Origin of the sequence: Streptomyces sp. CLV115, assembly GCF_038448545.1 — a bacterium.
GTDB lineage: Bacteria > Actinomycetota > Actinomycetes > Streptomycetales > Streptomycetaceae > Streptomyces > Streptomyces sanglieri.
Window position 1 is genome coordinate 43,114 of sequence record NZ_JBCEWQ010000009.1, and the last position, 24,250, is coordinate 67,363.

21 protein-coding genes and 2 tRNA genes are annotated in these 24,250 nt (G+C 69.6%); 7 read left to right on the forward strand and 16 right to left on the reverse strand.

Annotated elements, in window-relative coordinates; genetic code table 11:
* Positions 1 to 36: 36 nt before the first annotated feature.
* On the reverse strand, positions 37 to 939 hold the full coding sequence (locus AADR41_RS05515) for a rhomboid family intramembrane serine protease (RefSeq protein WP_342280284.1): 903 nt from the start codon (positions 937 to 939) through the stop codon (positions 37 to 39).
* 156 nt (positions 940 to 1,095) lie between these two features.
* A complete protein-coding gene (locus AADR41_RS05520; RefSeq protein ID WP_342280234.1) occupies positions 1,096 to 1,623 on the reverse strand; it encodes a peptidylprolyl isomerase in 528 nt (175 codons plus the stop codon).
* 391 nt (positions 1,624 to 2,014) lie between these two features.
* Between AADR41_RS05520 and AADR41_RS05525 the strand changes: the two genes are divergently transcribed.
* Entirely contained in the window at positions 2,015 to 2,749 is a 735-nt protein-coding gene (locus tag AADR41_RS05525) for a DUF5324 family protein (protein WP_342280235.1), read from the forward strand.
* A gap of 170 nt (positions 2,750 to 2,919) precedes the next feature.
* On the opposite strand, the gene AADR41_RS05530 is transcribed toward AADR41_RS05525, so the two are convergent.
* A tRNA-Ala gene (locus tag AADR41_RS05530) sits at positions 2,920 to 2,992 on the reverse strand.
* Between the two features lie 171 nt (positions 2,993 to 3,163).
* On the opposite strand from AADR41_RS05530, the gene AADR41_RS05535 reads away from it, so the two are divergent.
* Positions 3,164 to 3,712, forward strand: a complete 549-nt coding sequence (locus AADR41_RS05535; protein WP_342280236.1) for a helix-turn-helix domain-containing protein — start codon at positions 3,164 to 3,166, stop codon at positions 3,710 to 3,712.
* A gap of 86 nt (positions 3,713 to 3,798) precedes the next feature.
* Entirely contained in the window at positions 3,799 to 5,154 is a 1,356-nt protein-coding gene (locus AADR41_RS05540) for a serine/threonine-protein kinase (protein ID WP_342280237.1), read from the forward strand.
* Between the two features lie 79 nt (positions 5,155 to 5,233).
* Here AADR41_RS05540 and AADR41_RS05545 read toward each other — a convergent pair whose 3' ends face one another.
* The 3 genes from AADR41_RS05545 to AADR41_RS05555 all read right to left on the reverse strand — a co-directional run bounded on the left by AADR41_RS05545 (position 5,234) and on the right by AADR41_RS05555 (position 8,811).
* On the reverse strand, positions 5,234 to 6,577 hold the full coding sequence (locus AADR41_RS05545; RefSeq protein ID WP_342280238.1) for a hypothetical protein: 1,344 nt from the start codon (positions 6,575 to 6,577) through the stop codon (positions 5,234 to 5,236).
* A complete protein-coding gene (locus AADR41_RS05550) occupies positions 6,577 to 8,529 on the reverse strand; it encodes a vWA domain-containing protein (RefSeq protein WP_342280239.1) in 1,953 nt (650 codons plus the stop codon). Before AADR41_RS05550 ends, AADR41_RS05545 begins: the two co-directional genes overlap by 1 nt.
* 147 nt (positions 8,530 to 8,676) lie before the next feature.
* Positions 8,677 to 8,811, reverse strand: a complete 135-nt coding sequence (locus AADR41_RS05555; protein ID WP_003958712.1) for a DLW-39 family protein — start codon at positions 8,809 to 8,811, stop codon at positions 8,677 to 8,679.
* A 308-nt stretch (positions 8,812 to 9,119) separates the two neighbouring features.
* Between AADR41_RS05555 and AADR41_RS05560 the strand changes: the two genes are divergently transcribed.
* Entirely contained in the window at positions 9,120 to 9,491 is a 372-nt protein-coding gene (locus tag AADR41_RS05560) for a DUF6344 domain-containing protein (RefSeq protein ID WP_342280240.1), read from the forward strand.
* Positions 9,492 to 9,528: 37 nt separating this feature from the next.
* On the opposite strand, the gene AADR41_RS05565 is transcribed toward AADR41_RS05560, so the two are convergent.
* The 10 genes from AADR41_RS05565 to dnaA form a co-directional block, all read right to left on the reverse strand.
* Positions 9,529 to 9,927: a hypothetical protein gene (locus AADR41_RS05565; protein WP_342280241.1), complete on the reverse strand. Its 399-nt coding sequence runs from the start codon at positions 9,925 to 9,927 to the stop codon at positions 9,529 to 9,531.
* 95 nt (positions 9,928 to 10,022) lie between these two features.
* Positions 10,023 to 10,099, reverse strand: a tRNA-Ile gene (locus tag AADR41_RS05570).
* A 71-nt stretch (positions 10,100 to 10,170) separates the two neighbouring features.
* Positions 10,171 to 10,779, reverse strand: coding sequence for a DUF3566 domain-containing protein (locus tag AADR41_RS05575; protein WP_342280242.1), 609 nt, complete (start codon positions 10,777 to 10,779; stop codon positions 10,171 to 10,173).
* 93 nt (positions 10,780 to 10,872) lie between these two features.
* Positions 10,873 to 13,503: a DNA gyrase subunit A gene (gene gyrA, locus AADR41_RS05580; RefSeq protein WP_342280243.1), complete on the reverse strand. Its 2,631-nt coding sequence runs from the start codon at positions 13,501 to 13,503 to the stop codon at positions 10,873 to 10,875.
* A gap of 46 nt (positions 13,504 to 13,549) precedes the next feature.
* Positions 13,550 to 15,655, reverse strand: coding sequence for a DNA topoisomerase (ATP-hydrolyzing) subunit B (gyrB, locus tag AADR41_RS05585; protein ID WP_342280244.1), 2,106 nt, complete (start codon positions 15,653 to 15,655; stop codon positions 13,550 to 13,552).
* Positions 15,656 to 16,069: 414 nt separating this feature from the next.
* Positions 16,070 to 16,642, reverse strand: coding sequence for a DUF721 domain-containing protein (locus AADR41_RS05590; RefSeq protein WP_342280245.1), 573 nt, complete (start codon positions 16,640 to 16,642; stop codon positions 16,070 to 16,072).
* Complete coding sequence (recF, locus tag AADR41_RS05595) at positions 16,639 to 17,769, reverse strand: DNA replication/repair protein RecF (protein ID WP_342280246.1); 1,131 nt, start codon at positions 17,767 to 17,769, stop codon at positions 16,639 to 16,641. Before recF ends, AADR41_RS05590 begins: the two co-directional genes overlap by 4 nt.
* Before the next feature lie 84 nt (positions 17,770 to 17,853).
* Complete coding sequence (gnd, locus tag AADR41_RS05600; protein ID WP_124719870.1) at positions 17,854 to 18,732, reverse strand: phosphogluconate dehydrogenase (NAD(+)-dependent, decarboxylating); 879 nt, start codon at positions 18,730 to 18,732, stop codon at positions 17,854 to 17,856.
* Between the two features lie 165 nt (positions 18,733 to 18,897).
* Positions 18,898 to 20,028 (reverse strand): DNA polymerase III subunit beta, encoded by a 1,131-nt coding sequence (gene dnaN, locus AADR41_RS05605; RefSeq protein WP_072487582.1) that lies wholly within the window; start codon positions 20,026 to 20,028, stop codon positions 18,898 to 18,900.
* A 1,138-nt stretch (positions 20,029 to 21,166) separates the two neighbouring features.
* A complete protein-coding gene (dnaA, locus tag AADR41_RS05610; RefSeq protein ID WP_342280247.1) occupies positions 21,167 to 22,984 on the reverse strand; it encodes a chromosomal replication initiator protein DnaA in 1,818 nt (605 codons plus the stop codon).
* A 380-nt stretch (positions 22,985 to 23,364) separates the two neighbouring features.
* Here dnaA and rpmH point away from each other — a divergent pair, with 380 nt between their 5' ends.
* Genes rpmH through yidD form a run of 3 tightly spaced genes read left to right on the forward strand, consistent with a single transcriptional unit; the run spans position 23,365 to position 24,248 of the window.
* Entirely contained in the window at positions 23,365 to 23,502 is a 138-nt protein-coding gene (rpmH, locus tag AADR41_RS05615; protein WP_030930485.1) for a 50S ribosomal protein L34, read from the forward strand.
* An 18-nt stretch (positions 23,503 to 23,520) separates the two neighbouring features.
* Complete coding sequence (rnpA, locus tag AADR41_RS05620; protein ID WP_093895046.1) at positions 23,521 to 23,892, forward strand: ribonuclease P protein component; 372 nt, start codon at positions 23,521 to 23,523, stop codon at positions 23,890 to 23,892.
* Positions 23,889 to 24,248 (forward strand): membrane protein insertion efficiency factor YidD, encoded by a 360-nt coding sequence (gene yidD / locus AADR41_RS05625; RefSeq protein WP_342280248.1) that lies wholly within the window; start codon positions 23,889 to 23,891, stop codon positions 24,246 to 24,248. The genes rnpA and yidD overlap by 4 nt, the downstream gene beginning before the upstream one ends.
* The last annotated feature ends 2 nt before the right edge of the window (positions 24,249 to 24,250 follow it).

The following is a 24,250-nucleotide window of genomic DNA, read 5'->3' on the forward strand; positions in this document are numbered from 1 at the left end:
AGGGCTGTGGATGTGCCACCCCGGGACGATATCCGCTCAGGTGAGCGCGGCCGTTCTGAAGACGACGACGAGGATCACGGCCGCGAGGACCAGGGCGCTGGTGCCGTACTGCACCAGCGCGCGCCGCTCGCGGGGTGCGTGCACCATGCCGATCGCGATCAGCGTGCCCGCGACCAGACCGCCGACATGCGCCTGCCAGGCGATCCCGCCCCAGGGGTTGAAGGTGATGACCAGGTTCACCGCGAGGAGCGCGAAGACCGGGCGCATGTCGTAGTTGAGCCGGCGCATCAGCACGGCGGTGGCACCCAGCAGTCCGAAGATCGCCCCGGAGGCTCCGAGCGAGCCCTGCTGGGGTGCGGAGAGCCAGTAGGTGAGGGCACTGCCGGCCAGCCCGGACACCAGGTAGAGCGTGAGGTAGCGGGCGCGGCCGAGCGCCGCTTCCAATGGTCCGCCGAGCCACCACAGCCCCAGCATGTTGAACGCGATGTGCCACATCTCCTGGTGCAGGAACATCGACGTCACCAGCCGGTACCACTGGCCTTCCGCGACGCCTTCGGGCGGGCCGCCGTAATAGGTCGCGGCACGGCCGAGCAGCATCAGGTCGTCGACCAGCGCGGTGCCCCTCGCCAGCACCGCGAGGTACACCGCGACATTGATGCCGAGCAGGATCTTGGTGACGAGGCGGGGATCGGCCGTGATGCTGCCGCCCGCGACGGTGCGCGGCCGGCCGGCGGCGGGCCCGTGTCCCGTACCCGATCCCCGGCGGACGCAGTCCGGGCACTGGAAGCCGACCGAGGCGTCGATCATGCACTCGGGGCAGATCGGGCGCTCGCAGCGGGTGCAGCGGATGTTCGCCTCGCGACCGGGGTGGCGGTAGCAGCTGAGCGAGCCGCCCGCCGCGGCGGACTGGTCACTGCCCTCCGGCGGCTGCCGGTCCATCGGTCCCATCGCTTCCCGGTCCCTTCGGTCCTGGTCATGACGGGCACGGCACGCACGACGCCGCCCTGCTCGTCCGCTATGTATCAGTACGGACGGGCAGGGCGGTTGGTTCCCGGAAGGGAGATCAGCGTGTGATCGACCGGCGACCGCTGGTGATCAACGGGTCTCGACGACGACCGACTCGATCACGACGTCCTGCACCGGGCGGTCGGTACGGGCATTGGTCTGGGTACCCGCGATGGCGTCCACGACCTTCTGGCTGGCGGGGTCCACGACCTCGCCGAAGATGGTGTGCTTGCCGGTCAGCCAGGCGGTCGGCGACACGGTCACGAAGAACTGCGAACCATTGGTGCCCGGTCCGGCGTTGGCCATGGCCAGCAGGTACGGCTTGTTGAAGCTGAGGTCGGGGTGGAACTCGTCCGCGAACTCGTAGCCCGGGCCACCGGTGCCGTTGCCGAGCGGGTCGCCGCCCTGGATCATGAAGCCGCTGATGACACGGTGGAAGACGGTGCCGTCGTACAGCTTGTCCGTCGACTTCTCACCCGTCTCGGGGTGCGTCCACTCGCGCTCACCCTTGGCGAGCTCGACGAAATTCTTGACCGTCTTGGGCGCGTGGTTCGGCAGGAGCCGGATTTCGATGTCGCCCTGATTGGTCTTCAAGGTGGCGTAAAGCTGCTCGGCCACGATCTGCCTTCCGTAAGTCTTCGGTGACGCTGAGTCTTCTTCGGTGACGTTGCGTCTCAGTGACGCCACCGATCCTCGCACGGACCGTACGTTCCGGCGCCCGGCCACCACCGTCGGGCGCACGGCACTCACCTTCCTGCCCCATTCCGCATTCCGCATTCCGCGGTCCGCAGCAACAAATGCGGCCAAGTGCGTGACGTACCGGCGCGGGCCGGATCGAACCGTGGCATTGTCGTCGACAAGCTCCCCTTGCACCGCATTGCCCAAAGTGTCACTCATGTCCTGAATGACCCGGATGCCCGCCCGGCATGCCATACCGGAATGAGGCAGGCATGATCTCGAAATGGGTGGAAAGGCGGAGTGTCTACCCGCCACCAAGGAGGAGGATCCCGTGACCCGCATCGACAGCGTGCGCGCCGCAACCGACTCGGCGAAGGACAGCGTGCAGCACGCCGCGGAAGTGGTGGCGCCCTATGCCGACACGGCCAAGGACCAGGCCGCACATCTCGCGCACGAGGCCCGCACGCGGCTCGCGCCGAAGGTGTCCAGGGCGGCCCGGCAGGCCCGCGTCCAGTACGACGCGCATCTGGCACCGCGTATCGAACTCGCCCTGACCCATGTGCCCCCCAAGGTCGACGAGGTCGGCCGGCGCGCCGCGCGCCGCACCCGCCGGGCGGCCCGGACCGCCGCGGACTACACGGTGCCGCGCGTCGAGCACGCGATGGCCGTCGCCCAGCCGGTGGCCGAGGAGGCCTCGGCCCGCAGCGCCGCCGCACTGGCCGCACTGCGCGGCCAGGTCACGGCGCAGGAGATCAAACAGCTGGTCAGGAAGCACGAGCGGCGGGCGAGGGCCGGCCGGCTGTTCAAGGGGCTCGTCGTGGCCGGCCTCGTGGTGGGCGGCGCCTACGCCGCCTGGCGGTGGTGGGACAAGCAGGCCAACCCCGACTGGCTGGTCGAACCGCCCGCCGCCACGGAGGTCTCCGACCGCGCACCCCTGACCTCGGTCGACGGCAGCGGCCCTACCCCGCTCGACCCCGAGGTCCGGGCCGAGCAGGCCGGGACCGAGACCGACGGGACGGACGGCCCGGAAGGCGTGAACGGCTCCGGCCCGGACGGCCGCCGCTGAGCCGAGCGGCGGCGCGGCGACCGGCGGGGATCCGACGGGAGAACCCCCGCCCGGCACCGGCCCGAAGCGCTCAGGGCCTACGGCCCCGCCCTCCGCACTCGAACTCCCACAGGCACGAAAAATGCCCTCCGATACTGCGTTTCCGCAGATCGGAGGGCATTTTCTCGATGTGGAGCCTAGGAGATTCGAACTCCTGACATCTGCCTTGCAAAGGCAGCGCTCTACCAACTGAGCTAAGGCCCCGAACAACGGACAGCCCCGAACGCCCCAGCGTTCCGGCCACCGCCGCAGACAACAGTACCGGGTACTCCCCGGAATCCTGCAAAAAAGATGGGGGCTCCCGGTCGGCGACCACTCTCCGTAAGATGCACGTCGAGGTTCGCAGCAGCGAAGCCGCAGCGAAGGGGAGACGCCATGGACGCAGCGCAGCAAGAGGCAACGGCCAGAGCCAGGGAGCTTCAGCGCAGTTGGTACGGGGAACCCCTCGGTGCGCTCTTCCGCCGGCTGATCGATGATCTCGGCCTGAACCAGGCCAGGCTCGCCGCCGTCCTCGGGCTGTCCGCCCCCATGCTCTCCCAGCTGATGAGCGGCCAGCGGGCGAAGATCGGCAACCCGGCGGTCGTCCAGCGGGTCCAGGCGCTCCAGGAGCTGGCCGGTCAGGTCGCGGACGGCAGCGTCAGCGCGGGCGAGGCCACCGACCGCATGGAGGAGATCAAGAAGTCGCAGGGCGGCTCCGTCCTGACCGGCACCGGCCAGACCTCGCACACCGGCGGCGCCCCCACCGTCCGGCGCGTGGTCCGCGAGATCCAGTCGCTGATGCGGTCGGTCGCGGCGGCCGGTGACATCATCGATGCCGCCGACTCCCTCGCCCCGACCCACCCGGAACTGGCAGAGTTCCTCAGGGTGTACGGCGCCGGGCGCACCGCGGACGCGGTGGCGCACTACGAGGGACACCAGAGCTAGGACCGTTCGTCCGGGTCGGGCCCGGGCACTGTCCCCCGAAAGCCGGCCGTGGGCCGAAATAAGGAACTGGGAGCGGGCACAGCGCAATGGGTGAGGTCTTCGCCGGTCGGTACGAACTGATCGATCCGATCGGACGTGGTGGGGTCGGCGCCGTCTGGCGGGCCTGGGACCATCGGCGCCGCCGCTACGTGGCGGCCAAGGTCCTCCAGCAGAGCGACGCGCACACGCTGCTGCGCTTCGTCCGCGAGCAGGCGCTGCGGATCGAGCATCCGCATGTGCTCGCCCCGGCGAGCTGGGCCGCGGACGACGACAAGGTGCTGTTCACCATGGACCTGGTGAGCGGCGGTTCGCTGGCGCACGTCATCGGCGACTACGGACCGCTGCCGCCCCGGTTCGTCTGCACGCTCCTCGACCAGCTGCTGTCCGGGCTGTCCACGGTGCACGCGGAGGGCGTCGTGCACCGGGACATCAAGCCGGCCAACATCCTGATGGAGGCGACCGGTACCGGACGGCCGCATCTGCGGCTGTCCGACTTCGGCATCTCCATGCGCAAGGGGGAGCCGCGCCTCACCGAGACCAACTACGTGGTGGGTACGCCCGGTTACTTCGCGCCCGAGCAGATGATGGGCGCCGAACCCGATTTCCCCGCGGACCTGTTCGCGGTCGGGCTCGTCGCGCTGTATCTGCTCCAGGGCAAGAAGCCCGACGCGCAGGCGCTCGTCGAGCACTTCGCCTCGTACGGCACGCCCGCCGCCCCGGAGGGGATCCCCGAGCCGTTGTGGCAGGTCCTCGCGGGGCTGCTGCAGCCGGATCCGCAGGCCCGGTTCCGTACGGCCACGGGTGCGCGCAAGGCGCTGACGGCCGCGGTCGAGATGCTGCCGGAGCCCGCGGACGAGGACGAGCCGGTCGAGGTCTTCGACCAACTCGGGCCGCTGCCCGCGGGTTTCGGCCCCGATGGACCGGCCCCGTCCCCCGCGCAGAACCCACAGAGCACACAAAGCACGCAGGGAACGCAGCACGCGCAGGGCGCACAACAGCCCTACGCCCAGCCGCCGGTCCCGATGTCGGAGACGGGCAGCTTCCACCTCCCGCCTCCTCCGCAGCAGCCCACACCGTCGCCCCAGCAGATTCAGCCGGCCCAGCCGGTCACACCGCACACTCCGTTCCCGGCGCCCGCCGCGTCCCCGTACGCCGCTCCCGTCCCGGATGCCTCGCACGCGCCCACGGCGGCCGTGCAGCACGAACCGGCGCCCACCCGCGCGTACACCGCCGGACAGCCACAGGCACAACCACCGGCGCAGGCGCATTCACCAGCGCCCGCTCCGGCGCACACGCCCGCCCCGCAGAACCGTCCGGGACCGTCCCCGAAGGTGGCGGTCCCGGTGCTGGTGGTCGCGTTGATCTGTTTCGCGGTGGGCATCTGGGCGCTGACCCAGAGCTGATTCCTACGACCGCCCCGGGTCCACGCCGTACAGGGCCCGGGGCCGTGTCCTGCAGGGCCCGGCCCCTGCCCCGCCCCGGCTACCAGGCCTGCGGCGGGCCTCCGTACGGCCGGCTGCCGCCGGACGGGGCCGCCGGGGCGGCGGCCGCGCGACGCCGGGCCAGCAGTGTCCACACCCCGAGCCCGAGCACCAGCACCGATCCCGCGCCGATCCCGGCCGCGCCGATCACCTTCATCCGGCCGCTCTTGACCGCCTGCGGGCCGCTCAGGCCCTTCTCCGCCATGCCCCTGTCGTCCTGTGTGACCGAGAAGATCCCGGCGCCCCCCGCGTAGGGCGACTTCCCGGCCGTCCCCTCGACCTTGACCCTGATGGTCAGCGGAATCCCGTTCTTGCCGTACGACTTCGCGACCTGCGGGCTGAGCGTCACCGACAGGTAGTACCAGCCGGCGAACCGCATGGCGCTGACGCTGCTGGAGGAGTCGTACCGGTTCTCGTACGCCACCGGGGGCAGCGGATCCAGCGAGACGGAGGTGGGCTTCCCGGAGTACGACAGCGGCGTCGCGGAGTCGACGTGGCCGTGCGCCGGATTGTCCAGGGACAGCGCGAGCGCGTTGCCGATGTACTCGTCCGAGGCGTTGTTGTTGCTGAGGGTGGCGGTGGCGAAGACCTGCTGACCCCAGTCCACCGGCACGCGGTAGAAGAGGGTCTGTCCCGGCCTGATGCCGCCCTCCTCCTTCCACTCGCCGGTCCACAGGCCGGTCGCGTCGTAGTAGCCGCTGCCGCCCGACCGCTTCTGCGGGGCGGTGGTGGGCGGCACGGGCGAGGCCGACGGCCAGTCCTCCGGCGCGTCGGTCGGCATCGAACCGGCCGACTTCAGCTGCGGCTCCGACTCGTAGCGCAGCTCCAGATCCCACTCGCCGGGGGCGGAGGTCTCCTTGCTCTCCCGCTCGATCAGGACGTTGTACGTACCGGCTTCCTGGCAGGTGCTGCTGTCCTTCGTCACGGTCCGGTAGGCGTACGCCGCGATCGGGCGCGGGAACTCCGCCGACTCGAAGCGCGCGTCCTCCGAACTGCACTGGAGGTCCGAGCTGTCGCGGATGCTGACCGTGACGCCGTCCCCGTAGGCGACCTGGCCGGCCCCCCTGGGCACGGCCACCGCCGAGACGTAGCCGTTCGTCCTCGCGTCGAGATTCAGGCGGTAGTAGAGCTTCTGGCCGGGCTTGATCGAGCTCCGGTAGACCGATCCCGGCGTCAGCGCCGACGCGTCGGTACTGGCCTCCGCACCGTCGACCTTCTTCGCCCCGGGATCGAAGGTGTACGCGGCGGGCTCCCCGGCCGCGTACGCCTGCCCCGGCAGCGCCGCCGCCGCGCACATCGCCGCGACCGCGGCCAGCGCCACCCGGCCCCTGCTGCGCTGCCTCATCACGCGCTCCCCCTCGTCGTCTGTGCGGTCCGCCCGCGACGCCCGCGTACGAACACGAGCCCTGCGATCACCACCACCACGGCGCCCGCCCCGGCAGCGGCCGCAATGCCGGTCCATCCTGCCCCGCCCGTACCGCCGCTGTCTCCGACACTGCTCGAATTGCCCTTGTTGTCCGCTTTCTTGTCCACAGCCCCGCCCGCCTTCCCGGCTGCGGCAGGGGCGTTGTGCTCGGGTCCGGCCAACTCGTCGCCGAGCACCGCCACTCGCAGCACCACACCGATCCGCGCGTTCCGCGCGATGTCCGCGGCCCGCGCCCCCAGCGTCACCGAGATGTAGAAGTCGCCTCCGGCGTGCACGGGCCGGACCTGGGGGGCGCTCTCGTAGCGGTTGGTCCAGGCGACCGGTACGCCGCCCATCGCGATCGCCGCCGGCCGGCCGCTGTACATGGTCGTCGGGTCGAACTCGCCGCCCCCGGTGAGCGGGAACCGGGCCGGGGTGAACAGCTGCGTCGCCCCGTACGAGTACGTGGAGCCGCCCCGCTCCAGGGTGGGCTCGTTGGCGAACTCCACGTCGTAGCGCACCTGCCGGCCCCAGCCGACCGGGACCTTGTACCAGAGGGTCTGCGCCGGGAGGATCCGGTCGCGCCACACGCCCCGGCCGATCTCCTCGGCGTCGTTGAAGCCGGTGCCGCCCCGCACGTCGCGCGGATCGCCGGAGGGCAGCACGGCGTCCTCGCCGCCCTTGCCGTACTCCGGCTGCGACTGGGCGGGCACGACGCCCTTCTTCAGGGGCCGCTCCACCCCGTGGACGAGTTCGAGCGGCCAACGCGCGGCGTCGGAACCCTTCTTGCTCTCCCGCTCGACCACCAGCCGGTACCGCCCCGCCCGGTCGCAGGGGCCCGTGCCGCGCGCCGAGGGGACACGGGCGACCGCCGAGGTCAGCGGGGTCGCCCCTTCCTTCTGGAGAAAACGCGCGGTCTCCGTACCGCAGGAATTGTCGGTGCCGTACGCGATGCTGGTACGCATCGCGTCGAAGGTGTCGACGGCCGCCCCGGCCTGCGGCACCGCCGTGACCGAGAAGTCCGCCGTCGAGACGTCGTCCAGGTCCACCGCGTAGTACCGCTTCTCGCCCGGTCCGATGGTGTCGAGGTACTGCCCCGGTACGAGCACGGGCGCCCCCGCGGCCGTCGCCGTGCCCGTGACCCGCTCGCCCCGCAACCGGTAGCCGTCCGCGGAGAGTTGTGAGGCCCGCTGGAGCTGCCGGGCCAGCGAATCGGCGTCCGGTGCGTCGTAGTAGCGGCCGCCGCCCGCCGCAGCGATGCATTCGAGCTGCTCGCGGGCCGCGCCCCTCACCTGGAAGCCCACCGTGTCGATCCGCAGCCCGGTGACCTCCTTGCCGAGCCGCTCGGCGACCTCGCAGGGGCCCGGCGCTCCGCAGTTGTCCTCACCGTCGGAGACCAGCAGGATCGTGCGCGTACCGACGGCACCTGCCGAGGGCCTCGGAAGGTCCTCGGCGGCCTTCCGCAGCGACGGACCGATGGGGGTGTCGCCCCGGGGCCGTACGGCCGCCACGGCCCGCTTCAGGGCCGCCCGGTCGAGTCCGCGCACCGGCCGTACCAGCCGGGTGTCCGCGCAGCCCCGGGTGCGGTCGGCTCCGTACACCCGCAGCCCGGTCGGGTAGCCGTCGGGAAGACCGTCGACGACGGTCCCGACGGCCCTACGGGCGCTCTCCATGCGGGAGCGCCCGGTGCCGTCGTCGTCCGCCATGGAGCCGGACGAGTCGAGGACCATGACCAGGCCGCCGTTCCGGCCGGCCCCGGACGGCTCCGGTCCGGCGGCCGCACCGCCCGGGGGTGCCGCCACAGCCGGCGGCCCGCCCGCGATCAGGGCGAGCAGCGCCCCACCGATCCACGCCCCCGCGACTGCGCTGCGAAACCGGTCCCGTGCCTTCACCCGTGCCCCCTCGACCCACCCGGCAATTTTGCTTACGCAACGTATTGATTTGCTCGGGTGAACTCAAGAGCACAGGTGTCACGGTCCCGCAACAGCACGAAGCCCCGGCCGCTCAGCGACCGGGGCCCGCAATCAGGCTGTTCTGTCTCACACACCCGAACCTGCGGGCACGGAGTCAGTCGCCTCCGTCCACAGATCCTGCTCGGCGCGATCCGCCTGGATCTGGCGGTACACGAGGAGCCCGCCGATGGCGGCCAGTGCGACCAGGAGAAGCTTCTTCACCGCGCGACCTCGTCTTTCCTTGACGTAGGGGACTTCTGCCGCCCGACTATACACACCGGCCGATATCAACCGGTGACCTGCCCGCGACCCAACTGGCGCCCGGGGAAGAGCGCTCCTGCGAGGAGCGCTCCGGCCGACGGAACGGACCCCGGTACGCGACCCCGTAGGAGTCCGTCGACTCCGGTTGAACCATACGAGTGGTGTTCATCCGAAGATCGGCGGATCGGTGGCGTCGGTCCATGAAATCGGGAGCCACATCCACATCATCAGAAAGGTAAGCAAACCGGACCACCCGAAAGCGAGGGGCCATGAGCACCTTCAAGCCCAAGAGCATCTGGACCGCCTTCGTCACCGCCCTTTTCGCTCTGCTCACCGCGCTGGGATTCATGAGCACCCCGGCGGCGGCCACGGAGCAGAGCGCCACGGAGCCGACCACCACGAACCAGGAGCACACGGGAGCGACCGCGGCAACCGCGACCACCCCGTCGGTGCGATGGACCCTTCCGCGCGACCGGGCACTGCCACCCACGATGAAGCAGCGCATCCGCGCCGAGGCACACGGCTCCTCGCCCGCCACCCGCCATCTGTCCGTGGACGCCACGGACACCACGGACATCAGGAACGCCGCCCGCACCAGCCACGGCGCCCCGGCGGGGGACGCGTCCCTGCTGCCACCCTGAGAGCCGCTCCACTGACCTGCTGAGCCCCCGGGCCGGTTCACACCGGACGGGGGCTTCTCCGTGCCCTCAGCGGCCTTCTCGGCCACCCGAGCCGGCACTGCGCCGCCTCGACGGTGTCGGTGGCACCGGTGTTGAACGCGATGGCGGCCTGCGGCGCATGGCGGTGGATCAGATTCACGATCTGCTCGAAGAGCGGGAGCAGTTGCTCGGTCTCGCGGATCCCGCCCCCGACGACCACCACGTCCCACGGACGCTCGGCCAGCGACGCGACGAGCGCGGGTTCGGCGGACCCGTCGGACACGACCGGCGTCATGGCCGCTTCGACGCCGATCTCCGCGAACCCCTTCAGCGCCCCGTCGAGAGCCGCGCGCACGGTCTCCGCGTCAGTACCGGGCAGTGCCTGCGGGTCGTAACCGACCACAAGTACGGAGGACATGCGGCCAACCTGCTTACGCCGGTCATGGCCGTCAGCCGTAATTCCCGCCGCAATGCCGAAGGCCCCCCACCGTTTCCGGTGAGGGGCCTTCGTGCTGGTGGGGCTAACAGGATTTGAACCTGTGGCCTCATCCTTATCAGGGATGCGCTCTAACCAACTGAGCTATAGCCCCGCCGCGCTGCTGCGCTGACTTCTGAAGATTAGCGCACGTCGGGGCCAGTCCCAAAATCGATACCCGGCGCCCTACTCGTCCTCGGCCAGCGTGAGCTCGACACCGCCCACGAAACCCGCCGACAAGTTGTAGATGAAGGAGCCCAGCGTCGCCAGGGCGGTCGCCAGGACGACGTCGATCACCGCGATGACCGAGGTGAAGATGAGGACCCTCGGCAGCGACAGGAACGACTGGAGATCGAAGCCGTTGCCCTCGTTCGAGCCGGTGGCCTCGCTGATCGTGCCGCCCACGGTCTCGAAGACGCCCATGGCGTCCATCACCATCCACAGCACGGCCGACGCCACCACCGTGCAGATGCCGAGCGCGATGGAGAGCAGGAAGCTGACCTTCATCACCGACCACGGATCGGCCTTGGCCACCCGCAGCCGCGCCTTGCGGGTACGCGGGGTCGTCCGCGCCCCCGTCCGCGGCCGCCGGGCCGCCTGCGCGGCGCCGACGCCCTGCGCACCGCCCTGGGTGCCCTGCGGCCGGCCGCCCTGGGTCCCGCCCGCGGGCGAGGGGTATGCCTGCGGCGGGTGGTACGGCCCGCTCGCCTGCCCCGGCGCGGGCTCCCGCTCACCCGGCAACGGCCCGGTCGCGTAGCCCTCGTACTGGGGCTGAGGCCCCCGGGTATCCGTCACAATGCCCCCTTGGGAGTCCGTGGCAGGGCCACGGGCACCGTTCGCTCCAGCTCCGGAAGCGGCCGAACCGGCGCCCGTGGCTCCACTCACGCTCTACTCCTCGTGCTCCCCTGCCGAAGGCGACGTGCCTTCGACATTGCCCTCGACCGTGCTCTCGACACCCTCCGCCACAGCGGCCTCGGAGTCCTCGGACCCCTCGACTTCTTCGGCCTCACGACCGGCTTCGGCGTTACGGGCAATACCGACGACGGCATCGCGCTTGCCCAGATTGATCAGTTGGACGCCCATGGTGTCACGGCCCGTCTCCCTGACTTCATTGACTCGCGTGCGAATCACACCACCGCCGAGCGTGATGGCGAGAATCTCGTCCGTCTCCTCGACCACCAGCGCGCCGACCAGCGAGCCCCGGTCCTCGACGATCTTGGCAGCCTTGATGCCCAGACCGCCACGGCCCTGAACCCGGTATTCGTCGACGGGGGTCCGCTTCGCGTAACCACCGTCGGTGGCAGTGAACACGAACGTACCCGGCCGGACAACATTCATCGAGAGCAGTTCGTCGCCCTCGCGGAAACTCATGCCCTTGACACCCGAGGTCGCACGGCCCATCGGGCGCAGCGCGTCGTCCGTCGCGGTGAACCTGATCGACTGGGCCTTCTTGCTGATGAGCAGCAGGTCGTCCTCGGCCGAAACCAGCTCCGCACCGATCAGCTCGTCGGCGGTGCCCTCGTCACCGTCCGGCATCTCGCGGAGGTTGATCGCGATGACGCCACCGGAACGCGGCGAGTCGTAGTCCTTCAGCGCGGTCTTCTTCACCAGACCGCCCTTCGTGGCCAGGATCAGATAGGGCGCGGCCTCGTAGTCGCGGATCGCCAGGATCTGCGCGATCTGCTCGTCCGGCTGGAAGGCCAGCAGGTTGGCGACGTGCTGACCGCGGGCGTCGCGGCCGGCGTCCGGGAGCTCGTACGCCTTCGCCCGGTACACCCGGCCCTTGTTCGTGAAGAACAGCAGCCAGTGGTGCGTCGTCGACACGAAGAAGTGGTCGACGATGTCGTCTTCCTTGAGCTTCGTGCCGCGCACGCCCTTGCCGCCGCGCTTCTGCGAGCGGTAGTCGTCCGTCTTGGTGCGCTTCACATAGCCGCCGCGCGAGATCGTGACGACGATGTCCTCCTCGGCGATCAGGTCCTCGATGGACATGTCACCGTCGAAGGGCACCAGCTTGGAGCGCCGGTCGTCGCCGAACTTCTCGACGATCGCCGCCAGCTCCTCGCTGACGATCTTCCGCTGCCGCTCGGGCGACACCAGGATCGCGTTGTACTCGTTGATCTTCGCCTGGAGCTCGTCGTGCTCGGCGGTGATCTTCTGGTGCTCCAGCGCGGCCAGCCGGCGCAGCTGCATCTCCAGGATGGCGTTCGCCTGGATCTCGTCGATCTCCAGCAGGCCCATCAGGCCCTCGCGCGCCACCTCGACCGTCTGGCTGCGCCGGATGAGCGCGATGACCTCGTCGATCGCGTCCAGCGCCTTGAGCAGACCGCGCAGGATGTGCGCCCGCTCCTCCGCCTTGCGCAGCCGGAACTTCGTACGCCGGACGATGACCTCGATCTGGTGCGTCACCCAGTGGCGGATGAACGCGTCGATCGACAGCGTGCGCGGCACCCCGTCGACCAGCGCCAGCATGTTGGCGCCGAAGTTCGACTGCAGGTCGGTGTGCTTGTACAGGTTGTTCAGCACGACCTTGGCGACCGCGTCCCGCTTCAGCACGACGACCAGCCGCTGCCCGGTACGCGACGACGTCTCGTCACGGACGTCCGCGATCCCGCCGACCTTGCCGTCCTTCACCAGGTCGGCGATCTTCTGCGCGAGGTTGTCGGGGTTGGTCTGGTACGGAAGCTCCGTGACGACCAGGCACTGCCGGTTCTGGATCTCCTCGACCGCGACGACCGCGCGCATCGTGATCGAGCCACGGCCGGTGCGGTACGCCTCCTCGATGCCCTTGCGGCCCACGACGAGCGCGCCGGTCGGGAAGTCCGGGCCCTTGATCCGCTCGATCAGCGCCTCCAGGAGCTCCTCCTGCGAGGCCTCCGGGTGCTCCAGGTACCACTGCGCACCGGCCGCGACCTCGCGCAGGTTGTGCGGCGGGATGTTGGTCGCCATGCCGACCGCGATCCCCGCCGAACCGTTGACCAGCAGGTTCGGGAACCGCGCCGGCAGGACCGTCGGCTCCTGGTTGCGGCCGTCGTAGTTGTCCTGGAAGTCGACGGTCTCCTCGTCGATGTCCCGGACCATCTCCATGGACAGCGGCATCATCTTGCACTCGGTGTACCGCATGGCGGCGGCCGGGTCGTTGCCCGGGGAACCGAAGTTGCCGTTGGAGTCCACCAGCGGCATGCGCATCGACCACGGCTGCGCCAGACGCACCAGGGCGTCGTAGATCGACGAGTCACCGTGCGGGTGGTACGTACCCATGACGTCACCGACGACACGGGCGCACTTGTAGAAGCCCTTCTCGGGCCGGTAGCCGCCGTCGTACATCGCGTACAGCACCCGGCGGTGGACGGGCTTGAGGCCGTCCCGTACGTCCGGCAGCGCACGCGAGACGATGACGGACATCGCGTAGTCGAGGTACGAGCGCTGCATCTCCGTTTCGAGCCCCACGGGCTCGACACGCATGCCCACCGCGGCGGCGGGCTCCTCTTCGGGTGTCACAGGGGTGTTCTCGTCGGCCATTGCTGGTCAAAGTCCTTTCGGGCGGCGGCTTGCTGGTCCGGCCGACTCAGATGTCGAGGAAGCGGACGTCCTTGGCGTTGCGCTGGATGAACGAGCGCCGCGCCTCGACGTCCTCGCCCATCAGCACCGAGAAGAGGTCGTCGGCCTGCGCCGCGTCGTCCAGCGTGACCTGGCCGAGAACCCGGTGGTCGACGTCCATGGTGGTGACGCGCAGCTCCTCGGCGTTCATCTCGCCGAGACCCTTGAAGCGCTGGATCGAGTCTTCCTTGATCCGCTTGCCGTTCTGCTTGCCCAGCTCGACCAGGGCGTCGCGCTCCCGGTCCGAGTACGCGTACTCAAAGTCGTCGCGGCCCCACTTGATCTTGTAGAGCGGCGGGCGGGACAGGTACACGTGGCCGGCCTCGACCAGCGGACGCATGAAGCGGAAGAGGAACGTCAGCAGCAGGGTGTTGATGTGCTGACCGTCGACGTCGGCGTCCGCCATCAAAATGATCTTGTGATAGCGCAGCTTCTCGATGTCGAAGTCCTCGTGGACCCCGGTACCGAAGGCCGAGATCAGCGCCTGGACCTCGGTGTTCTGCAGGATCTTGTCGACCCGGGCCTTCTCGACGTTCAGGATCTTGCCGCGGATCGGCAGGATCGCCTGGTACATCGGATTGCGGCCGGACTTCGCCGAACCACCGGCGGAGTCACCCTCGACGATGAAGATCTCGCACTTCGTCGGGTCGTTGGACTGGCAGTCGCTCAGCTTGCCCGGCAGCGAGGCGCTCTCCAGGAGCCCCTTGCGGCGGGTCAGATCGCGCGCCTTGCGGGCCGCGACGCGGGCCGTGGCCGCCGCGATGCCCTTGCGGATGATGTCGGCCGCCTCGTTGGGATTGCGGTCGAACCAGTCCGTGAGCTGCTCGTGAACGACCTTCTGGACGAAGGTCTTGGCCTCCGTGTTGCCCAGCTTGGTCTTCGTCTGGCCCTCGAACTGCGGCTCGCCCAGCTTCACCGAGATGATCGCCGTCAGACCCTCGCGGATGTCGTCACCCGTGAGGTTGTCGTCCTTCTCGCGCAGCAGCTTCTTCTCGCGCGCGTACTTGTTGACCAGCGTGGTCAGCGCGGCGCGGAAGCCCTCCTCGTGGGTACCGCCCTCATGCGTGTGGATCGTGTTCGCGAAGGAGTAGACGCCCTCGCTGTACTGGGTGTTCCACTGCATGGCGATCTCGGCCGAGAGGAGACGCTCCTTGTCCTCGGCCTCGATGTCGATCACCGACTGGTGGATGACATCGCCCTTGCGGGAGTTCAGGTACTTCACGAAGTCGACGATGCCGCCCTCGTAGTGGTACGTGACCGTGCGGGCCTGCTCCGCCTCGCCGGCCTCGGCCACCTCGGCGACGTCCGCGCCCAGCGTCGCCTTCGCCGACTCGCGCTCGTCGGTGAGCCTGATCGTCAGGCCCTTGTTGAGGAACGCCATCTCCTGGAAGCGGCGCGACAGGGTCTCGAAGGAGTACTCGGTCGTCTCGAAGATGTCCCCGTCGGCCCAGAAGGTGACGGACGTGCCCGTCTCCTCGGTGGCCTCGTTGCGGGCCAGCGGCGCCGTGGGCACACCGAGCTTGTAGTCCTGGGTCCAGCGGTATCCGTCCGTCCGGACCTCGACCGAGACCCGCGACGACAGCGCGTTGACCACGGAGACACCGACACCGTGCAGACCGCCGGAGACGGCGTAGCCGCCGCCGCCGAACTTGCCGCCGGCGTGCAGCACCGTCAGCACGACCTCGACCGCGGGCTTCTTCTCCGACGGCACGATGCCGACCGGGATGCCTCGGCCGTTGTCGATCACGCGGACCCCGCCGTCGGCGAGGACCGTGACGTCGATCGTGTCCGCGTGCCCGGCCAGCGCCTCGTCGACCGAGTTGTCGACGACCTCGTACACGAGGTGGTGGAGGCCGCGCTCACCGGTGGAACCGATGTACATGCCAGGCCGCTTGCGGACCGCGTCCAGACCCTCCAGGACGGTGATCGCGCTGGCGTCGTACGAGGCCGTGACCTCGCCCGCGCCGGCGGACTCGACCGCGGCGAAAGCCTCGGCGCTCTCACCGGGTGTGGACGGAATGTTCTCGTTGGGGTTGCCGGAATCGGCCACGAAGCGCCCTTTCTGGCACAGCACAGGCCGTTCTCCGGGCAAACGGGAGCGGCTGCGTCGTTCGGCTTGTATCGACGACTCCCGCAAGGACGCGGGATTGTTCACCAGTCTACCGGTAGCGCCGACATGAATGGGGGTTTGCCGGTACCTGAGTACGCATGTGCCGCCCTGAATGAGCGGCTGACGACTCCCCATATTCAGGGAGGGCCCCCAGGAGGCTCACGCGGGCCTTGAGCGCTTCGGCCTGTCAACCTCCCGCTACCGTGAGGGACGCCCCACTCTCACCGCGTGGCCGCAACCACCACAGACCCGCACAAGACGGACCCGGCGGACAGGAGCCCCGGGCGGTCGGCACGGAGCCGCGGCAGAGCCGGGAAGGGGGACCGTGCAATGCCCGGGAACAGCCCGGATGCCGGTCGGCCAGGAGAAAAGCGCAGGTCAGCCGTATGTGTCGCCGGGGCCGGTGCTCCCGGGTGCGCGCAGCGGACCGAACCTGCGCTGCGGGCCGCCGGGCCCCAGCACCTTGATCATCCGGACCGTGCCCTGTCCCAGATCCGCGTTCAGCCGGGCCACCAGCTGGGGCGCCAGCAGCCGCAGCTGCGTCGCCCATGCCGTCGAGTCGCACTGCACCGTCAGCACCCGCTCGTCCGGGTCCTCGTCGTACTTCAAAGGCACACAATGTTTGGCCAGATCTTCACCCACGATCTGCGGCCAGCGCCCCATGACCCCACCCACCGCCGCCGGGGTCTCCCAGCCGCGCTCGGTGATCAGCCGGTTGATCGCGGAGCCCAGCGGCTGCGGGTCGCGCCCGTCGGCCCGCGCGCCCGACCGCAGCCCGCCGCCCCGCCGGGCCTGCTTCTTCTGCTGTGCGGCGGCGCCGCGCGCCCGCGCCTGCTCCTTCGCCGCGCGCAGGGCGACCCGCGCCAGATCGACGCCCGAGGGCTCCGGCGCCCTGCCACCGCCGGCACGCTCCTGCCCCGGCTCCCCGGCTCCGTCGCCCCGGCCGCTCACAGCCGCTCCACCTCACCCGCGGACACCGCGAACCGGGTTCCCGCCAGCACCCCCGGAACGTCGTCGTCCACCGCGGCCGTCACGAGCACCTGTTCGCCCGGGGCCACCAGCTCCGCCAGCCGCTCCCGGCGCCGGGCGTCCAGCTCCGCGAAGACGTCGTCCAGCACCAGCACCGGCTCGTTGCCCTCGCTGCGCAGCAGGTCGTACGAGGCCAGCCGCAGCGCCAGCGCGTACGACCAGGACTCGCCATGGCTCGCGTACCCCTTGGCCGGCATGCCCCGCAGCCCCAGCAGCAGATCGTCGCGGTGCGGCCCGACCAGCGTCACGCCCCGCTCGATCTCCTGCTTGCGGACCTCCGCCAGGGCGGCGATCAGCTGCTCGTACAGCTCCTCACGGGTACGCGCGGACTCCACGCCCGCCCCGACCGAGCTGCGGTACTCCAGCGCCAGCGGGCCGCCACCCGGCGCGACATCCGCGTACGCCTTGTCCGCCAGCGGCTGAAGGGTGGCGATCAGATCCAGCCGCTGCGCCAGCAGCTCCGCGCCCACCCGGCCCAGGTGCTGGTCCCAGACGTCGAGCGTGGACAGGTCCATCGACCGGCCGCCGTGCCGGCGCGCCATCGCCGCCGACTTCAGCAGGGTGTTGCGCTGCTTCAGCACCCGCTCGTAGTCCGAGCGCACCCCGGCCATCCGCGGCGAACGGGCCGTGATCAGCTCGTCGAGGAAGCGCCGGCGCTCCCCGGGGTCGCCCTTGACCAGCGCCAGGTCCTCCGGCGCGAACAGCACCGTACGTACTATCCCCAGCACGTCACGTGGTCTGACCTGCGACGATCTATTGATACGGGCCCGGTTGGCCTTACCGGGATTGAGTTCCAGCTCGATCAGCTGCGAACGCTCCCCCTGTGTCACGGCGGCACGGATCACGGCCCGGTCGGCGCCCATCCGCACCAGTGGCGCGTCGGAGGAGACCCGGTGGCTGCCGAGCGTCGCGAGATAGCCGACCGCCTCGACCAGATTCGTCTTGCCCTGGCCGTTGGCTCCCACGAAAGCGGTGACGCCCGGTTCGAGAGGTACCTCGACCCGGGCGTACGAGCGGAAGTCGGCCAGCGAGAGATGCGTGACATGCATGGGTGTACGCCGACCTTCCCGGCTTCCTGCTCCGTGCTTCGTGGCGCGGACCGGCCGCCGTGGCCCGGCCCGCTTCCCGTTGCGTTACTTCTTGTTCTCGACCGCGTGGCCACCGAACTGGTTGCGCAGCGCGGCGATCATCTTCATCTGCGGGGAGTCCTCCTGGCGCGAGGCGAAACGCGCGAAGAGCGACGCGGTGATCGCGGGCAGCGGCACCGCGTTGTCGATCGCGGCCTCCACCGTCCACCGGCCCTCGCCGGAGTCGGCGGCGAAGCCGCGCAGCTTGTCGAGGTGCTCGTCGTCGTCCAGCGCGTTGACCGCCAGGTCGAGCAGCCAGGAACGGATGACCGTGCCCTCCTGCCAGGAGCGGAAGACCTCGCGCACATCGGTGACGGAGTCGACCTTCTCCAGGAGCTCCCAGCCCTCGGCGTAGGCCTGCATCATGGCGTACTCGATGCCGTTGTGGACCATCTTCGCGAAGTGGCCGGCGCCGACCTTGCCCGCGTGGACGGAACCGAAGTCGCCCTCGGGCTTCAGCGCGTCGAAGACCGGCTGGACCTTCGCCACGTTCTCGGCGTCGCCGCCGTACATCAGCGCGTAGCCGTTCTCCAGGCCCCAGACGCCGCCGGAGACGCCGCAGTCGACGAAGCCGATGCCCTTGATGCCCAGCTCGACCGCGTGCTTCTCGTCGTCGGTCCAGCGGGAGTTGCCGCCGTCCACGACGATGTCGCCGGGGGAGAGGAGACCGGCGAGCTCGTCGATGGTGGCCTGGGTCGGCGCGCCGGCCGGAACCATCACCCAGACGACCCGGGGCCCCTTCAGCTTGCCCACAAGCTCTTCGAGGCTGTGGACATCGGAGACGTCCGGGTTGCGGTCGTAACCGATGACGGTGTGGCCTGCGCGGCGGATGCGCTCGCGCATGTTGCCGCCCATCTTGCCGAGGCCGACGAGACCGAGCTCCATCAGAGATTCCTTAAGCGTTGTGCCGATTCGTACCCGAGGACGAGCCTACGCCCGGCCGGGGACGGACCGACGGGCATGCTCGGCGCCGAGCGTGCCCGTCGGGAACCGCCGTGACAGGACCGATGACCGGATCGGCCGATCGGCGGGACCGGCCAAAGGAGCGGGTCAGCCGGAGAGGCGGACCGGCATGATCAGGTACTTGTACGCGTCGTCCGCCTCGGCGTCCACGGCCGGGCGGCCGCTGAGCAGCGCGGGCTTGGTGGACGTCGTGAACGAGAGCTGGGCGACCGGGGAGTCGATCGCGCTCAGCCCGTCCAGCAGGAAGGTCGGGTTGAAGGCGATCGAGATGTCGTCGCCCTCCAGCACCGCGTCGACCCGCTCCACAGCCTGTGCGTCGTCGCTGGAACCGGCTTCCAGGATCAGCACGCCCTGCTCGAAGCTGAGCCGCACCGGGGTGTTCCGCTCGGCGACGAGGGCCACGCGCTTGACGGCCTCGACGAACGGCGCCGTCTCGATGACCGCGACCGAGTTGAACTCGGTGGGGAAGAGCGTGCGGTACTTCGGCAGATCGCCTTCGAGCAGCCGCGTGGTCGTACGCCGGCCCGCGCCCTCGAAACCGATCAGACCCTCACCGGCACCTGAGCCGGACAGCGCCAGGGTGACCGTGTCACCGCTGGTCAGGGCCTTGGCGGTGTCCAGCAGCGTCTTGGCGGGCACCAGGGCGACCGCGGAGGCGTCCGGGTTCTCCGGCTTCCAGAGGAACTCGCGGACCGCGAAGCGGTAGCGGTCGGTCGAGGCCAGGGTGACGGTGTCGCCCTCGATCTCGATCCGCACACCGGTCAGCACCGGCAGCGTGTCGTCGCGGCCCGCGGCGATGGCGACCTGGGCAGCGGCCGAGGCGAAGACCTCGCCGGGCACCGTGCCGGTCGCGGTCGGCATCTCGGGGAGTGCCGGGTACTCCTCCACAGGAAGGGTGTGGAGTGTGAATCGCGAGGAGCCGCAGACCACGGTCGCCCGTACACCGTCTGTGGAAATCTCCACCGGGCGGTTGGGGAGGGCGCGGCAGATGTCGGCGAGGAGCCGGCCGGAGACCAGCACCGTGCCGTCCTCTTCGACCTCGGCGTCCACCGAGACCCGGGCCGAGACCTCGTAGTCGAAGCTGGAGAAGCTGAGGGCGCCGTCCTCAGCCTTCAGCAGAAGGCCCGCAAGAACGGGCGCCGGCGGACGGGCCGGGAGGCTACGGGCCACCCAGGCCACAGCCTCCGCGAGTACATCGCGCTCCACCCGGATCTTCACCGGAACCGCCTCCTGCTGTTGCTCGCTCGCCCTGCTGGCCTTCGTCGTCTGATCGCGTCCTTTGCCGCCGAAGCAGCGAGGACGCCGGGGACCAGTCTGACGTACGGCACCGACACTCGGTGCTGCTCGGGGTCAAGTCGCGACAAGAGGTTCGGAGAGCTCCGGCGCCGAGTTGTGCACAGGCCCCACTTCGAAGCGGATTCCGGGCTAACTCTATGTGGCAGTAGTAGTAGGGCCTGTGGAAACCGTGGATAACGTCGTTTCCGCAGGTCAGGTCCTGTTTTTTATCCACTGCACCTGTGGGCGGCACCGGTGGACAACACGGCGCTTCTGTGGACACAGGAAAGTTCTGCACACCCGATGCACAGGACAGGGGGGTTTCTCCCCAGGGCTGTCCCCAGCTTTACCCAGGTTCCCCACAGCCCAACCGACCCTCTTGGTGTGACGCCTTTCACTCGGCGCGGTGAAAGGCGGTGCCGCGTTGCCGAACAGTGGACAGAGGTGTGGAGAAGCGGCGTGAAGCTGGGGACAAGACGGCTCGGCCTGTGGGTCTCCAGTGGACAACTTCATCCACGCCCTGTGGACGAATATTTTGTCCACAGGCTGTGGATCATTGTTGACCACAAATCCCCAACCCCTTGACCTGGCCTGATGGAGTATCGGCAGTCGCCCCTGTGGAAGCAATATGGACAACTTCCGGATCCCCAGGCTGTGGAGGGAGAAAACTCCCCAGATCTGTGGAGAACAGGCGGTCAGCGGCAGGTATTCGAACAGCGCGGCGGCGCCGGAACGGCGGCAGCGGGTCCGGGACGGCCCTCGGGGTGAGGCCTGGGTCGGCCGTGGACGGCTCCGAGGGAGCATTCAGCAGCCGTTCAGGGAGCGTTCAGACGGTCTCAGGACGGGCACGGGGCCGGCTCAGGACCCGCTCAGGAATCGGTCGGGCCCGGTGCAGGAGCGGCTCGGGCCCGGCTCAGGACCCGCCCCGGACCCCTCCTGAGCCGACTCGGGACCGTTCCCGAGCCCGCTCAAGACCGCTTCCGGGCGTCCTCCGGGGAACGAAAAGGGCGCCCGAGAAACCCTGTTGAGGTTGCTCGGGCGCCCTGTCGGCGCGTGTGGCGCGTCCGCCGGCGTCGGTGCGTCAGCCGTTCTTGATGCGGTTGGTGAGCTCGGTGACCTGGTTGTAGATGGAGCGCCGCTCCGCCATCAGCGCGCGGATCTTCCGGTCCGCGTGCATCACCGTCGTATGGTCGCGGCCGCCGAACTGCGCACCGATCTTGGGCAGCGAGAGATCGGTGAGCTCCCGGCAGAGATACATGGCGATCTGGCGGGCCGTCACCAGCACCCGGCTGCGCGAGGTTCCGCAGAGATCGTCCACCGTGAGCCCGAAGTAGTCCGCGGTCGAGGCCATGATGGCCGTCGCCGTGATCTCCGGGGCCGAGTCCTCGCCGCCCGGGATCAGGTCCTTCAACACGTGCTCGGTCAGTCCGAGGTCCACCGGCTGCCGGTTGAGGCTGGCGAAGGCCGTGACCCGGATCAGCGCCCCCTCCAGCTCCCTGATGTTCCGGGAGATGCGGGAGGCGATGAACTCCAGTACCTCCGGCGGGGCGTTGAGCTGCTCCTGCACCGCCTTCTTGCGGAGGATCGCGATCCGCGTCTCCAGCTCCGGCGGCTGCACATCGGTGGTCAGCCCCCACTCGAAACGGTTCCGCAACCGGTCCTCCAGGGTCACCAGCTGCTTGGGCGGCCGGTCGGAGGACAGCACGATCTGCTTGTTCGCGTTGTGGAGCGTATTGAAGGTGTGGAAGAACTCCTCCTGCGTCGACTCCTTGCTCGCCAGGAACTGGATGTCGTCGACGAGCAGGATGTCCACGTCGCGGTAGCGCTTGCGGAAGGTGTCGCCCTTGCCGTCGCGGATCGAGTTGATGAACTCGTTGGTGAACTCCTCGGAGCTCACGTACCGCACCCGGGTGCCCGGGTAGAGGCTGCGGGCGTAGTGCCCGATGGCGTGCAGCAGGTGGGTCTTGCCGAGCCCGGACTCCCCGTAGATGAAGAGCGGGTTGTACGCCTTGGCGGGGGCTTCGGCGACCGCGACCGCAGCCGCGTGCGCGAACCGGTTGGAGGCGCCGATGACGAACGTGTCGAAGAGGTACTTCGGATTCAGCCGGGCCGCCGGCTCGCCGGGGCCTGGCGTGGGAGTGGGCTGCGAACCCATCGGCCCGGTGGCGCCGCCGGGCCGATGGGTACCGGCGCCGCCCTGCCGGTGCTGCGGCTGGTGCTGGTGCTGGGGCTCCTGCATGTCGTGGTGCTCGGGGCGCTGCTGCTCGTAACCCTGGCGCTCGGGCGGCTGCGGCCGATAGTCGTGCTGCGGCTGCTGGCGGCCGCCGGCGTACGGCTCGCGCCACTGCTCCGCGGGAGCCTCGCGGTCCTGGAACCCGCCGAGCCGGGGCTGCTGCCAGGAGAGGTCCTCCTGGGTGCGCGGCCACGCGCCGGGTTCGGGACGCTGCTGCTGGTAGTCGGGGTAGGCCGGCCGGGCGGTCGGCATGCCGTCGTCGGAGGGCCGGTGTCCGTACCCGTCGTACGCGTCGTTGTGCTGCCGTTCGTCGTGCTGCGGTCCCTGGTAGCGGTGCTGCTGAGGCTGCTGGGACTGGTGCATCGGCGGCGCGGGCGGGCTCGGCGGCTCGCCCGCGGAGTCGTCGACGGTGATCGCGATGCGGATCGGGCGGCCGCATTCGCGGCTCAGCGTCTCGCTGATGAGCGGCGCGAGCCGGCCCTCCAGGACGCGCTTGCCCCATTCATTGGGCACCGCGAGCAGCGCCGTGTCGGCGACCAGGGCGAGCGGCTGGCAGCGCTCGATCCACTGCTTGTCCTTCGGCTCGATCCCCTGCTGGCCCTCCCCGAGGAGTTGCTCCAGCACTCGCGGCCACACTGCGGCAAGATCGGCAGGTACGTCAGCCACAGGGCACGCTCTCTCGCTGGTCCCACGAATGTGTGGTTCTCGGGACGGGATGGGTCGGGACGGGTGAGGACCGGCAGGCAGTAAGAAAAGAACCGGAGCTCAGCCACGGTAGTCAGGGCGACCCGCGTGGTTCAAGTTGTTGTCCACAGCCTGTGCACAGCGGGGGGTGCTGTGGAGCCGGTTTGACCGGATGGCGTAGCCGCGCGTACCGTGACCAGGTCGAGTTGTCGATGGCTGCTGCCGCCTGCCTCCGATGGGCAAAGATCACGATCTGTGATTGTGAAGCGGTGCACTAGAGCGTTTACGCGAGTCTCTCGTGGGCGCACGGTGACAGCCAGGCGATGTCCCGCCAACACACGAGTCATTTCTGGAGCCCCCTAGTGAGCAAGCGCACCTTCCAGCCGAACAACCGCCGCCGCGCGAAGACCCACGGCTTCCGGCTGCGTATGCGCACCCGTGCCGGCCGCGCGATCCTCGCGTCCCGCCGTGGCAAGGGTCGCGCCAACCTGTCCGCCTGATCGCTTACAGGTCATGACGTGCTGCCTACCGAGAATCGGCTGAGGCGGCGCGAGGACTTCGCGACCGCAGTACGCCGAGGACGCCGGGCCGGCCGCCCGCTACTCGTCGTTCATCTACGCAGCGGTGCAACGGACCCGCACGTGACTGGGGAGAATGCTCCCCCGCCGCGTGCGGGTTTCGTTGTCAGCAAAGCAGTGGGTGGAGCGGTTGTGCGCACAGCGGTGAAGCGCAGGCTTCGCCACCTGGTCCGCGAACGGCTTGCCCTGCTGCCCCCCGGTAGCCTGGTTGTCGTACGAGCGTTGCCCGGAGCGGGCGACGCCGACCATGAACAGCTGGCCCGAGACCTGGACGCCGCTTTGCAGCGGCTGCTGGGAGGGGGCGCGCGATGAAGTACCCGCTGCTGGCTCTTATCAAGCTGTACCAGTGGACGATCAGCCCACTTCTCGGGCCTGTCTGCCGTTACTACCCGTCGTGTTCCCACTACGGATATACGGCGATCGACCGGCACGGAGCGATCAAGGGAACCGCGCTTACAGCCTGGCGCATCCTTCGGTGCAATCCGTGGTCACCCGGCGGCGTGGACCATGTTCCACCACGCAAACGTCCGCGCTGGCATGAACTGCTGCGTAATGCCATGCGCGGTGGCAAGGGCGGGGACTCCGCCGCTGATGTGCCTGCCCGGGGATCGGTCTCCGAATCCCCGAGCGAGGCCGCAGAGACTTCGCCCAATGCTCAAGGAGCCTGATT